The organism is Mycobacterium sp. HUMS_12744610 (genome assembly GCF_041206865.1).
In the GTDB taxonomy this organism is placed as follows: domain Bacteria; phylum Actinomycetota; class Actinomycetes; order Mycobacteriales; family Mycobacteriaceae; genus Mycobacterium; species Mycobacterium servetii.
The window spans coordinates 1402914-1415215 of record NZ_JBGEDP010000001.1; the positions used below are offsets into that span (position 1 = coordinate 1402914).

The 12302-nt window shown below is 69.1% G+C and carries 11 protein-coding genes; 8 read left to right on the plus strand and 3 right to left on the minus strand.

Annotated features, from left to right (window positions below; translation table 11 throughout):
- Nucleotides 1-15: 15 nt before the first annotated feature.
- Together AB8998_RS07080 and AB8998_RS07085 are read right to left on the minus strand one after the other, a co-directional pair.
- Nucleotides 16-864: a cyclic nucleotide-binding domain-containing protein gene (locus tag AB8998_RS07080; RefSeq protein WP_369737211.1), complete on the minus strand. Its 849-nt coding sequence runs from the start codon at nucleotides 862-864 to the stop codon at nucleotides 16-18.
- A gap of 185 nt (nucleotides 865-1049) precedes the next feature.
- Complete coding sequence (locus AB8998_RS07085) at nucleotides 1050-1793, minus strand: class I SAM-dependent methyltransferase (protein WP_369737212.1); 744 nt, start codon at nucleotides 1791-1793, stop codon at nucleotides 1050-1052.
- A gap of 622 nt (nucleotides 1794-2415) precedes the next feature.
- Between AB8998_RS07085 and AB8998_RS07090 the strand changes: the two genes are divergently transcribed.
- The 3 genes from AB8998_RS07090 (at nucleotide 2416) to AB8998_RS07100 (ending at nucleotide 5115) form a co-directional block, all read left to right on the plus strand.
- A complete protein-coding gene (locus tag AB8998_RS07090; RefSeq protein WP_369737214.1) occupies nucleotides 2416-3495 on the plus strand; it encodes a phosphotransferase family protein in 1080 nt (359 codons plus the stop codon).
- A gap of 101 nt (nucleotides 3496-3596) precedes the next feature.
- Nucleotides 3597-4568: an NAD-dependent epimerase/dehydratase family protein gene (locus tag AB8998_RS07095; protein ID WP_369737215.1), complete on the plus strand. Its 972-nt coding sequence runs from the start codon at nucleotides 3597-3599 to the stop codon at nucleotides 4566-4568.
- Between the two features lie 145 nt (nucleotides 4569-4713).
- Nucleotides 4714-5115, plus strand: coding sequence for a PAS domain S-box protein (locus tag AB8998_RS07100; protein WP_369741458.1), 402 nt, complete (start codon nucleotides 4714-4716; stop codon nucleotides 5113-5115).
- 39 nt (nucleotides 5116-5154) lie between these two features.
- Here the strand turns inward: AB8998_RS07100 and AB8998_RS07105 are convergent, their stop codons facing one another.
- A complete protein-coding gene (locus AB8998_RS07105) occupies nucleotides 5155-5937 on the minus strand; it encodes a TetR family transcriptional regulator (protein ID WP_369737216.1) in 783 nt (260 codons plus the stop codon).
- 429 nt (nucleotides 5938-6366) lie between these two features.
- Between AB8998_RS07105 and AB8998_RS07110 the strand changes: the two genes are divergently transcribed.
- The 5 genes from AB8998_RS07110 (at nucleotide 6367) to AB8998_RS07130 (ending at nucleotide 12300) form a co-directional block, all read left to right on the plus strand.
- A complete protein-coding gene (locus tag AB8998_RS07110; RefSeq protein WP_369741459.1) occupies nucleotides 6367-6723 on the plus strand; it encodes a PAS domain S-box protein in 357 nt (118 codons plus the stop codon).
- 594 nt (nucleotides 6724-7317) lie between these two features.
- Nucleotides 7318-7617: a PE family protein gene (locus tag AB8998_RS07115; protein WP_369737217.1), complete on the plus strand. Its 300-nt coding sequence runs from the start codon at nucleotides 7318-7320 to the stop codon at nucleotides 7615-7617.
- 18 nt (nucleotides 7618-7635) lie between these two features.
- Nucleotides 7636-9051, plus strand: a complete 1416-nt coding sequence (locus tag AB8998_RS07120; protein ID WP_369737218.1) for a PPE family protein — start codon at nucleotides 7636-7638, stop codon at nucleotides 9049-9051.
- A 427-nt stretch (nucleotides 9052-9478) separates the two neighbouring features.
- On the plus strand, nucleotides 9479-10927 hold the full coding sequence (locus tag AB8998_RS07125) for a sugar transferase (protein WP_369741460.1): 1449 nt from the start codon (nucleotides 9479-9481) through the stop codon (nucleotides 10925-10927).
- Nucleotides 10928-10968: 41 nt separating this feature from the next.
- On the plus strand, nucleotides 10969-12300 hold the full coding sequence (locus AB8998_RS07130) for a beta-ketoacyl-[acyl-carrier-protein] synthase family protein (protein WP_369737219.1): 1332 nt from the start codon (nucleotides 10969-10971) through the stop codon (nucleotides 12298-12300).
- The last annotated feature ends 2 nt before the right edge of the window (nucleotides 12301-12302 follow it).

The window sequence follows — 12302 nt, forward strand, 5'->3', positions numbered from 1 at the left end:
ATTGGTTTGACAGCGTTATTTGACTCGCTGCGCGCGCTGAAATGCCTCGCGTTCCACGGCCACCAGCGTGGTGTCCCCGATGGCCCGTACGGTGGCGATGCGCGGGACGTCGCGCAGGGTCGCCTGCTCGCCGAAGCCGTCCCCCGGGCCGAGGTCGCGCACCGTCCGCTCGCCCCTGAGCACCTGGGCGGCGCCGTCGAGGACGAGGTAGTAGGTCTGGGCGTAGTCACCCTCGCGGATGACGATCGCGCCGTCCGGGGCGGTCACCACGCGGGTGGTGTCGGCGAGCTCGCGGAGCTCATCGGCACCGATTCCGGTCAGGGGCTGCTGTGCCGCCAGCAGCTGGGCGACCGACCGGCCGCCCAGCGCGTCGTCGCGGTCCAGTTCCACCAGGCGTTCCTCCACCGGCGGGGCGGTGACCCCGCAAAGTCGGCCGGCGGCGCCGGGGTGGTTCGACAGGGCGCCGAGGAACTCGGCGCGATCGACGACCACCAGGTCGAGATCCTGGCGCGCCGTCACGGTGAACAGGCGTGGCACGTCGTGGAGCAGGGCGATTTCGCCGAACGAGTCGCCGGGACCCAGCGTGCCCATCGGGCCGCCGTCGACGGTCACGTCGGCCTCACCCGCGGCGATCATGTAGAACCGGTCGCCGGGGTCGCCCTGGCGAATGACCTCGGCGCCCGCGGGCACCGCCAGACGGGCGGCGGCCCGCGCGAGCTGTTCGAGGGCGAGCGCCGGCAGCGGGGCCAGCACCGAGGTGGCCCGGATCACCGCAAGCTTGGCGGTGTCCTCGGCGCTGAGCACGTCGGCCAGACGCAATTGCGGCCACGCCAACGCCGTGATCAGGGCCGTCGCGGCGCCCACCATGATCAGGGTCGCCCCTCGAGCGCCTGCCGAGCGGCCAAGTGACGCAAGCGACTTCGCGGTTGCACCGGCAGTCCACCTGCCGGTCACGATCGCGCAATGATGTCCGCGACGGTCGGCGAGCGCCACGCGGCGTCAAAGTCTGGCAAAGCCCGCGAGAGGCGTTGTGCCGCTCGCGGAGTCGGTCACCCCGGCTTGCGCGCCGCGACGAACTGCAGCGCCCGCTGCGCCTGTTGGTCGATGTCGACCAGCCCCGCCGCCGCGAAGAGGTCGACGAAGCAGTGCCGGTCGAACATGGTGAGCCCGATCTGGCGGGCTCCGGTGGTCAGGATGTGGCGGATCGGGAAGAAGTCGGGGCTGTAGCTGGTCAGCACCGCGATCCTGCCGCCGGGCGCTAGCACCCGCACCATCTCGGATGCGACGCGATACGGCTCCGGCATCAGGTACAGCGCGCCGAAGCAGCACACGGCGTCGAAGGTCGCGTCGGCGAACGGCAGCGCGCGGGCATCGCCGCGGACGTAGCAGGTCCGCGGCGTGCTGTTGTCCAACACGGCCCGGGCCAACATCGGCTCGGAGATGTCGAATCCGACCCCCAGGCCGCCGCCGGCCAGGCGCCCGGCGAGGGGGCCGGTGAAATTGCCCGGGCCGCAGGCGACGTCGAGCAGCCGTCGAGCGGCGGCAAGACGCAGAGCCGAGGCCGCGCGCCGTTGCTCGGCGCCGGTGGTGACGCCGCTGGCCGTGTAGAAGGAGACCGGGCGCCACAGCCGCTCGTACACGGTCGCGACGAAGGGGCTGTTCATGGCGCGCTGGGCAAATGTCGGAGCCGGGGCGCGCGTCGATTCGCCCAGCACGTCGAGGAAACCATGCCTCAACACGGCGGGTGTGGTGAGCAGGGCGCGGGTCAGCGCTACCGGGTCGTCCTGGGTCACGGGCTCACTCTCGGCGGTTCGTCGCGGTCGTCGGCCTCGCACGAACGTCGTCCGAAACCTGATGCCAGGCTAGTAGCGCGGGCATGGCGGATCGGGGCCGCGGCCACCCGCGCAAAGACCGTTAGTCTGTCCTTGGGTATCTATTGCGACAATAAGTATGTAAAGTATCGGATAGATCCAACATCGGTATGGCAGTGTCGCGGTGGTCGCGGCCGCGGGGCGGCGTGTTAGGAGCGAGACGGGGCCTTGGGCAGGTTGATAATCACGCTGAGCTATCTATTGGATCGCACCTGCGGACGTCACTGCGTGCGGGCGCGCCGGGCCGCCGGGACGGGGTCGTCGCGCCCGAGGAGCGTTGCCCCGCGCGGTGCGCCGCACAGCGCCGTACAGATGGGTACCGAAGCATGACCAGCCTTGCGTTCTCGGAGTCAACCGAGCCCTACCGCGGGGCGTCGCCGGGCTCCTCCGCGCGTCCGTTCGGCCGGGACGTGGGGCGCGAAGGCGTTCTCCGATACCGCGGCTTTTTTGAAAGCGTTGTTGCCGAACATGATTCGACCGCTGGCGCCACCTCGGCGCCGCGCCTTCTGGGCGCTGGGCGTATCTTTGCGCGGGTGGGCCGCCGATGAGCGCTGAGGGCATGAGCTCGACGACGCCGTCCAACGGCGGCGCCGACTACCTACCCATCGGTCTCATCGACATCGAACTCGGCACCCCGCCGACCGAACTCGTCGACGACACGACCGCATTCCTGCTCGGCGCCGACCAGGGATCACCGTCGGCCGTGCTGAAGGTGGCCCGGGGCCTGCTGGGAACCGCGGAACTGCGCACCCAGCGCCGGGTGCTCTCCGAGCTCGCTATTCACCATGGCCTCGACGGCGCATGGCGCGAGCTGCTGCCCCGGGTCCTGGCCTTCGACGAGCGCAGCGACGCGACCCTGTCCGTGGAGTCGTTCCTGCCGGGCATCGGACTGACCGAGGCGCTGACCTACCACCCCGACCGCGTCGAGGAACTGACCACCGCGGCCCTGAGCGCGATTGCGCCACTGCATCGGCGGACCACCACATTCGTCGGCGTCGACAACGCGATCATGTTGTGGCGCTGGCTTGTCGGCCCCTTGGCCGGCCTGGCGCACATGTGCCGAAGGCTCGATCCCGGCCGGGCGGTGAAGGTGGACCGGCTCTCGCAGATGCTGCGCCGCGACGTGCGCGAATGGCGGATGCCGGTGGGCTGGACTCATGGTGGCTACACGCCCGCCAACGTCCTGGTCGACGGCGCGCAAGGCCAGGTCACCGGCATCGTCGACTGGGGCGGCGCGGGGCCGGGCCGGCCTCCGCTGATCGACGAATACCTGTTGATCCTCACGGTGGGTTGCCAGGTGCAGGGGGCCGACCTGGGCACGGTCGTCACCGAGCGGCTGCGATCCGGCGGACTTCTGGAACGGGAACGCAACGCACTGCACGCCGCGCGCGACCGATCCGGCACCGACCCCGGCGATCGTGATCTGGGCGAGGGACGCGTCGACGAGTGCGTCGCCGTTGTGCTGACCTGGTTGCACCACGTCGCCGACTTGTGGCGCAGGCGCGCCACCCGACCGAATCACTATGCCTGGTGGGCGACCAACGTGGCACCGGTGATTGACCTCGCGGCCGCGTGGTATCCCGGCGGGGCCGGCTATTTCGCGGACGGCCGGGTCGGGGAGTGACGATGCGGTACCCACCGACCGCGGTCGGCACTGTCGGCGATTGCGGAGCCGAACACGTTGCAGTCGAACATTATTCATCATCGAACCGGAGGTAGCCGATAATGCGCACCCTCGTCACCGGCGCCGCCGGATTCATCGGATCCGCCCTCGTCGACCGCCTGCTGGCCGAAGGCCACCACGTCGTCGGGGTCGACAATCTCAGCGCGGGCTCGCCTGCGACCAATCTTCAGTCGGCACATCGGCACAGGGGTCCCGGCCGGTTCTCCTTCGAAGCGGTCGACGTCCGGCACCCCGAGTTGTGCGAGGTCGTCGCGCGGTTCGATCCCGATGTGGTGTTCCACCTGGCGGCCCAGACCGATGTGCGCCGCTCCGTCGAGGATCCGCAACACGATGCCCGCAACAACGTGCTGGGCACCATCAACCTGCTGGAGGCCAGCCGGGGCGCGCGGGTGCGGCGGATCGTCTACGCCGCCTCGGGTGGCGAACGCTACGGTGCGCAGACCGCCTTGCCGGCCACCGAGGACGCCGCCGTGAACCCGCTTTCCCCGCACGCCGTGGCCAGCGTCGCCGGCGAGTTCTACATGCGCGCCTACGCCGAGATGTACGGGCTGGCGCCGATCTCCCTTGCGCTGTCCAATGTCTACGGGCCGCGCCAGTACGCGCACGGCAGGGCCGGGGTGGTGACGGTGTTCGCCAGTGCGATGCTGGCCGGCCGCGGTACGACCATCTTCGGCGACGGCACCTCCACCCGGGACTACGTCTACGTCGACGACGTGGTGACCGCCTTCCTGTGTGCCGCGGATGCGCCGCCGACGACGACGGGCACCTTCAACATCGGCACCGGCGTCCAGACGACCATCGCCGCGTTGCACGAGCTGATTGCCGGGGAGGTGGGCGTCTCGCACGCACCCGAGTACGTCGGAGCCCGCACCGGAGAGGTGCGTGCGAGCGCACTCGACCCGACTCTGGCGGGCCGGGTGCTGGGCTGGAAGCCCGACATGGACCTCGCCGACGGCGTCACGCTCACCGTGGACTGGCTGCGCACGGCCCTCAAACCCCGGACGGCTGCTTAGCTGGAACCCGAGGTCGGCAGGCACGCCGGTCGATGAATTCGACCGTTTGCCATGCTTTGACCTCGATGCGTTGCTACTGTTGCCGTCCATGGCGCACGCGCGGTTGCACAAGGGCTCACACGCCGACCTGGATGAAAGTCGGCGGGTGGAGCGGCGGCGAAACGGGAGTTCCAGCGATACGCCGGCCGACATCCTGACGCGTTTGCCCGTAGTGGTGGTGCTGGAGCGGATTCCCGTACCCACGGTCGCCATGGCACGCGACGGCAACATCCTGTTCGCGAACACGGCGTTCGCCGAGATGGTCGGTCATACGCAGGAAAGGCTGGCGGGGGCGGAGTTCCCACGGATCTTCAATACCGATCCGGCCGCACTGACCGCCCTGTCCGGCGTCGACGCACTGGCGAACATGGTCGTCGAGCTGGAGCACTGTGAGGGGTGGACGGTGCGGGCCAGGATGAGCAAATCGGCGCTGATGCGCCACGACGATCCGGTCGTGCTGGTGACGTTCGAGAATCTCACCGAGCGGCTCTGGATCAACGAGGCCTAGCCTCGACTGCGCTCGCCGAGTTTCGTCGGTCCGCTACACCTACTCGGTGTGAGCCGACGCCGTGGCGGCGCTGTGGAGATCGATCCCGAGCCCCTCGGTGGAGACCTTTTTCACCGCGAGCGCGTGCCGGCGGGTGATGAACTGGGTGAAGTAGTCGGTCCGGTCCGGGCTGGTGAAGCATGCGAGCGCGAGTGTCCACGTCTTCCGCAGGTTGTCGAAGTAGTGCTCGGGTTGGTCGAGGTCGCTGATCCTGCGGACGCCCAACCACAGGGCAACCAGCATTTTGGCGACGTCCTCGGGCTCGTGACGGTCGGTGACGTCGCCCTCGGAGAGTGCTCGTTCGAGGAGGGTGGTGACGAACTCGACCCACGACTGCCACCGGGCATCGGCCATGTCCGTCGAGTTGTCGAGCGTCTCGAGCAGTCGGACACCCGCGCGGGCCACCTCGTCCTGGGTGTCCTGGACGGCAAGGAAGTAGATGAGGTCGATCAGCGTCTCCAGCCCCGACATCTTGCGGGCGAGCAACTCGCTGACCGCGGCACCGCTCATCTCCGTGACGTCGTCGATGATCGCCATCGCCAGCGCTTGCTTGGAGGGGAAATGAAAGTACATCGCCCCTTTGGTGAGCTGGGCCTCCGCGAGGATGTCGTCGAGGCTCACCATGCTGTACGGGCGGTGAGCGAACTGGCGTGACGCCGCGGCGATGAGCCGGTGGCGGGTGGTGCCGGCCCGCCGTTCGCTGCCCTCCGTCATTGCACTCCCCGTCTGGTTGCGTTCGCCGCGCAGCGGCGTGGTCGCTTGGCGCCACGGCAGTTCCGCCACCGAGTCAGTCTCCTCAATCATAGAGGGCGGCGACCCCGGCGGGGGCGTACTGGTCTGCAATGGCGTCGTGTCGGCGGTGCCGTGGGAGGTTTGCGCTGGGGGGGTTCGCCGTCCATCACCGTTTGAGGTCTTTACTTCAGCACTAAAAGTTTGTTACATAGTGACTATTGCTCCATCCAGTATGTAATATCCCGATTCAGTTGCATACTGAGTATCTGCCCGATGACGCCTCCGGGCGCCCTGCTCCCTTAAGGAGGAGCGATGTCGGTGACGACGACACAGCCAGGGGTGCCGACGTCGGCGCCGTGCACGTCCCTCGAGCCCGCGCCGACGCGGGATGCTCCTGCCGCCCGGGAACTTGCCGGCGCGGACGGCGGGCGACCGGTTGAGCGCCGGCGCAAAAGCGGCCCGAACGAGTCCCCGCTATCGATCCTGAAACGTGTGCCCGCCGTGGTGGTCTTGGAGTGGGTTCGAATCCCGTCGCTCGCCGTGGCGCGCGACGGCAGCATCTTGTTCGCCAACTCGGCATTTGCCGAGATGGTGGGCCACCGGCAGGACGACCTGGAGGGCGCGGCCTTCAGCCAGATCTTCAACACCGAACCCGCCACGGTGACCGCCCTGTCCGGCGTCGATGCGCTGTCGAACATGGTCGTGGAACTGCAGCACCGTGAGGGTTGGACCGTGCGGGCCGGGATGAGCAAGTCGGCGCTGATACGGCACGACGATCCGGTCGTATTGGTGACCTTCGAAGACGTGACCGAGCAGTTGTGGCTGGACGAGCCCTGACGCCGGCGCCGTCGCTATTTGCCGATGATCGATTTACGGGCGGTGACCTGTGAGCGGGCGAACCGCGGCTGGTGAAGCCGCCCGCGGGCGACTCGCCCGAAGTGGGCGGGTGAGATTTGCCATAGCACCACCCCCAGCCGGCCGTGGGGCGCTCTGGTGGCCATCGCCGCGCGCGAGTGCCGGGATCACGGCCGTTGAGCGCGCGCTGTCACCGTCGGCCCCGGCGTAGATCCGCCCCCGTCCGGCGTCGTAGTTGCGCGTCCGCCGGGGCGGCGTGGCACGCGGCCCGTGGCGCTGCGCGTCGGCCCCCCAGGACCCCCGAACGGCCCGCAGCGCGCGTCCGGGGCGTCCGCATCGGCCCCTACGTAATTTTCCGGCACCCCGTAGAACCGCATCTTCAGTTCTATTGGTCTGTTTTCCTGCCGATTTACCGGTCGATCTGAGCGCCGACAAGCTCGAAGTGGACCGCGAGTTTGTAAATCACTACACAAGGCGTCTGCCGGTATGTATTCTCACTGTGTAGGTACATCTCCGGTATAGCGAGAGCAACCGACCGCCGCGGTAACCGTGGCCCGCTTCCGTGAGGAGGAGCCCATGTCGTTCGTGACCACACAGCCCGAGCTGCTCGCGGCAGCGGCGGGAGAACTTCAAAGCATCGGCGCCGCGATGGCTGCCGGTAACACAGCGGCGTCGGCGCCGACGACCGCAGTCGCTCCGGCGGCCGCCGACGAGGTGTCCGCGCTGACCGCGGCGCATTTCGCCGTGCACGCCGTCCAGTACCAGGACTTGAGCGCCCAGGCAACAGCGATTCACGAAGCGTTCGTCAGCGCCCTGGGCGCCGGCGCCGGTTCGTACGCGTTCACCGAGGCCGCCAACGCGGCCACAGTCAACTGAGTTCACAGGGATTTCAGCATGGATTTTGGAGCTTTGCCGCCGGAGATCAACTCGGCCCGCATGTATGCCGGCCCGGGTGCGGGGCCGATGCTGGCCGCCGCGTCCGCCTGGCACGGGGTGGCGGCCGAAATGCGTTCCGCGGCTTCCTCGTACGAGTTCGTGATCTCGGAACTGAGCACCGGATGGCTCGGGCCGTCGGCAGCTACGATGACGGCCGCGGTCACTCCGTACCTGGCGTGGATGAATGCGACCGCCGGCCAGGCCGAGCTGACAGCGGTTCAGGCGCAGGCGGCGGCGAACGCCTATGAGCAGGCGTTCGCGATGACCGTGCCGCCGCCGGTGGTCGCGGCGAACCGCGCTCAGCTGATGATGTTGTTGGCGACCAACTTCTTCGGTCAGAACGCACCGGCGATCGCGGCCAACGAGGCTCAGTACGCCGAGATGTGGGCCCAGGATGCCGCGGCGATGTACGGGTATGCCGCGCATTCGGCCGCGGCCACCGCGCAGGTGACACCGTTCGGCGCGGCGCCGCAGACCACCAACGCGTCCGGGTTGGCCGCACAGGGCGCCGCGACCGCCCAGAATGCCGGCGCGGCGAGCGGCACGGGCGTGCAGTCGGCGCTGTCGCACGTCGTTTCGTCGATTCCCACCACGCTCCAGGGGCTCGCCTCGCCGCTTTCGGTTCCGGCGTCGGCGGCCGGGACCACCTCGGCCGCGTCCGTGAACCCCATCACCGGGATCGTCTCCTCCTCCTCGCTGCAGACGATCGGGACGACTCTGCTCTCCGAGTACCTGTACCTGCCCGGCTTCGCCGGCCTGCTGCTCTCGACCAGCGCGCTCGGGCCGCTGATGAACCCCGACGTGTTCCTGCCCTTCATGAACATGGGGGCGGCCGCGGCGGGACCCGCGGCAGCGCTACCCGGGGCGGCCGCCGCCGAGGGTGCGCTCGGCGCGGGAGCCGCCGGCGGCTGGGGCGGTCTGGCGGGCCTCGGTCAAGCTGCCTCATTGGGCGGGTTGTCCGTGCCGCCGAGTTGGGGTTGGGCCGCAACGGCTCCCGAGGGAATGCTGGGGTCGGTTCCGCTGATGCACATGATGGAACCCGCGGCCGCGTCGGTGGCCGGCGCCGATCTGGGTGCCGGATCAAGTTTCCCCTTCATGTTCAGTCCGCTGGGGCGGGCCGCGACGATGGGTGCCGCCGCCGGCGCGGGCGCCGGCGCTGCCGCCGTCGTCGCCAAGTACGGCCCGCGACTCAAGGTGCTTTCGCGCTCGCCCGCCGCGGGCTACTCGGAGGAAGCGGCAGCGGCCCCGGCGGCATCGAAGGCTCCGAAATACCCTGTCCCAGCTAGCTTCCCGTCGAATGGGCATGCGCCGCCGGGGTACCAGCCGGCGATCGTCTACGTCCCGATCAACGGCAACGCGCCGACCAACGTCTGACACAACACAACGCGCACGAATTCGGTACACGGCATCGCGATGGACCGGAGCGCCGCACCGTCGCGGGCACCCGGGCCCCGTTAACTCGACCTGCTCGATCAAGGAACACATAGGTGAACGTGCGTTCTAGGAGGTGCGCCCAATGAAGAATCCACCCACTGATGTCGTTCGGGTGACGAGCCCGGATTACCGGGCGCACAGTCGAAATAGCCCTGCAGCGGGATTCATGTCGCGTCGGATGACGTCGCTTCGTGTCGCCGGGACGGAGCCGCGACGATGACATCTCTCTACCAGGAGCGCGACAGCGACCAGCTCGTCGGTCTGACCGATCCAGCCGGGGATTCGCGGGGGCACGGCCGATGCGGGCCTCAGCGAGCAGAGCGCCGTCGCCACCCCGTCGAAACGCGACTTCGACGCCCGCGCCAGCCTGGCGAAATCGCCTCGCGCGCAATGGCAGCAACGCTACGGCAACTGGCTCGTCGCCTCCGACATTTTCGTTGTCAGCGGCGTCGTGGCGATCGCACAGATCCTGAGGTTCGGCAACGTGACGGCCGGTGGTCTGTGGGCGGGCCACACCGTGGTGGCCTACTCCGCCGTCTCGGTGCTGATCGTGGCCGCCTGGACACTGGTCCTCGCGATCTACCACACGCGCGCGCAATGCGTGATCGGGGCCGGCCTGGAGGAGTTCCGCCGGGTGTGGACGGCCACGTTGTGGGTGTTCGGGGTCGTCGCGGTGCTGGCCACCTCGCTCAAGCTCGAGATCGCGCGCGGCTATCTGGCGATCGCCTTCCCGCTCGGGCTGCTCGCACTCACGGTCAATCGGCACCTGGCCCGCAGATACGTTGCCGCACAGCGCCGGCGCGGCCGTTTCATGACCGCGGTGCTCGCGATCGGCGAGCCCATCTCGGTCACCGTCCTCGCGCAGTCCCTGACGCAGCGCCCGGCCGACGGGTACTCCGTGGTCGGTCTCTGTCCGCTGGGCGCCGAGCAACGCGACAGGCTCGTCGTCCCCGGCCTGGGACCGGTGCCGGTGTTTCCCTACGACGGCGACATCCGTCACGCAATCGCGGCCTCGGAGGCCGACACGGTCGCGCTGACCTCCTCCGGTGAGCTCGGGCCCGAGGGCATCCGCGACCTGTCCTGGCAATTGGAGAAACTCGGCGTCGACCTTCTGGTGGCGCCGGGGATCGTCGACGTGGCCGGCCCGCGGCTGACCGTGCGTCCGGTTGCCGACCTACCGCTGATTCACGTCGACAAGCCGCAATACCAAGGGGCCAAGCGGTTTCAGAAGCGGGCCTTCGATGTGTGCTTCTCGCTGCTGGCGCTGCTGGCCGCGTCGCCGATCATGATCGCGGCCGCCGTCGCGATCAAGCTCACCAGCCGTGGCCCGATCTTCTATCGCGCCGAACGGATCGGTCTGGACGGTGTCCCGTTCCGGATGATCAAGTTCCGCAGCATGGTCGTCGACGCCGACAAGAAGCTGGCGGAGATCGCCGATCTCAACGAGAGCATCGGTGGCGTGCTGTTCAAGATCCGCAAGGACCCGAGAGTGACCTCGGTCGGCAGGGTTCTGCGGCGGTACAGCATCGACGAACTCCCCCAGTTCTTCAACGTGCTGGTCGGGGACATGAGCGTGGTCGGACCGCGGCCCCCGCTGCGGTGCGAGGTCGAGACCTACGACCACCGGGTGCGGCGCCGGTTGCTGGTGCGTCCGGGTATCACCGGGCTGTGGCAGGTGAGCGGCCGCTCGGACCTGCCCTGGGAGGACTCCGTGCGGTTGGACCAGTCCTACGTGGAGAACTGGTCGATGCTCAGCGATCTGGCGATCGCGGCCAAGACCGTGGGGGTCATCGTCGGCGGATCGGGCGCATATTGAGCACGCACGCGGGCAGGGCAAAGCAGCAGTCTCGTGGCCCGGTGGGCAAATTGGGAGCAGCACAACGTGATCCGGCTCCGCGGGCAGTGGTCACTGGGATCGGGGTGGTCACCCCGGTGGGTCGGGGCATCGAGGAGTTCTTCTCGGCGCTGTGCGCCCCGACGTCGGGGCTGGTGCGCCCGCCCGAGGGGCATTTCGCAGCCGGCCTGGTCGACGCAATCGGCATCGCCCCGCCGCTCGACCCGTTCGAATTGCTGCCCGAGAAGGACGCCCCGTTCGCGGACCGGTTCTCGCTGACCGCGGTGGCCGCCGCGGACGACGCGATCGCGGACTCGGGCATCCGGATCGGGGTCGACGTCGACCCGTTGCGCGTCGCCGCCGTGATAGCGACGGCGACCGGCGGCACGATGACATTCGCGCAGCAGGCCCTCATGCAGCACCGGGAGGGCTTCGACGCGGTGGACGGCCACCTGTTCAACGGGTTCCTGCCGAACATGTCCGCGGCCAGGATCGCCATCAAGCACGGGATCCGCGGACCCAGCTTCGCGATCGCGTCGGCGTGCACGGCGAGCGCGCAAGCGGTCGCCGAGGCGCTGCGGCTGATCCGCGCGGGTGACGCCGACGTGGTGATCTGCGGTGGCACCGAGGGGCCGCTGGGGCCGACGGGCCTGGCCGGGTTCCACAATGCGGGGACGCTGGCCACCGGGTGGGCCGACCCGACCGCCGCGAGCAGGCCGTTCGCCAGCGACCGCAACGGCTTCGTGGTCGGTGAGGGCGGCGGCGTGCTGGTCATCGAACGCGCGGACATCGTCGAGGCGCGCGGCGGCAGCGGCTATGCGGACCTCATCGGGTGGGGCGCGACGAGCGATGCCTACCACCTGGCGATCCCGCGCCCGGATGCGACCGGGATCGCGGAGAGCATGCGGATCGCGCTGCGCAACGCCGGCGTGGCGCCGGGTGAGACCGATTACCTCAATGCCCACGGCACCGGCACCCGGGTCGGCGACCTGACCGAGGCCAAGGCCATCCGCGCGGTGTTCGGCGACGACCAGCCGCTGGTGAGTTCGACCAAGGGCGTCACCGGGCACCTGCTGGGCGGCGGGGGGGTGGTGGAGGCGGCGGCCACGGTGCTGGCCCTGGCGCGCGAGCAGCTGCCGCCCACCAAGAACCTGGAGGAGCCGGACGGCAAGTGCGACCTCAACCACCTCAGCGGCGACGCGGTGTCCAAAGCCGTGGACATCGCGATGTCGAACTCGTTCGCCTTCGGCGGGCACAACGTCAGCCTCGTCTTCGGCGCCCCGTCCACGCGCCGCCGGCGCGGCGCTCCCGATCCGGGTGAGCCGTCGGCGATCCCGTCCCCGAAAGACGAATAGGA